Origin of the sequence: Novilysobacter selenitireducens (assembly GCF_020026895.1) — a bacterium.
GTDB classification, from domain to species: domain Bacteria; phylum Pseudomonadota; class Gammaproteobacteria; order Xanthomonadales; family Xanthomonadaceae; genus Lysobacter_C; species Lysobacter_C selenitireducens.
In genome coordinates, this window is the sequence record NZ_JAINZW010000013.1 from 1 (window position 1) to 549 (window position 549).

Genomic DNA, 549 nt, shown 5'->3' on the forward strand with positions numbered 1-549 from the left:
GCCTAACGCCTGAGTTAAGCCGACTTGCGTAGCGTAGCCGACAACGTGGCAAGCTTTACCTGCCACGTTGTTGGTGTAGCGAAGCAAGTTCGGCTTGAACGAATTGTTAGGCCGCACTCTCGCGGACCTGGAAGATATTGCCTTCGGGGTCACAGGCATTGCGAACCACGAACCCGGGGCCTTGCCATTGCTCTGGAAGGACGTGCCCGCCCAAAGATTGCGCTGATTCTTCAGCGCCCGAAAGGCTAGGGACAGTGCAGAAGAACTTGATAGCGGCATTGTCGCGCAGCTGCGGCGGGCTGGTGATTGCGACCTGCGACGCGGCGTCCGGAGGCATGGCGTGAACGATGAGCTGCAAATCCGGCGAGCGAAGCACAACCATCTGGTCAGTACGATGAGCGGGCGCCATGCCGAGAACAGACTGGTAGAAGCCAGAAAGGCGATCAGGGTCTTTGGCGTAGATGAAGATGCCGGCGCGAGCTGGTGCGGACACGATGACTCCAAGCTATGAAATTAATCTGCGGCGAAGGCTCTTGTGCGGCCTAACAC

1 protein-coding gene is annotated in these 549 nt (G+C 58.5%); it reads right to left on the reverse strand.

What is annotated here, in order from left to right; translation table 11 throughout:
* Positions 1-106 precede the first annotated feature (106 nt).
* Positions 107-493 carry a VOC family protein gene (locus K6753_RS14405; RefSeq protein WP_223677163.1) on the reverse strand — a complete coding sequence of 129 codons (387 nt, stop codon included), beginning with the start codon at positions 491-493 and terminating at the stop codon, positions 107-109.
* Positions 494-549: the final 56 nt, after the last annotated feature.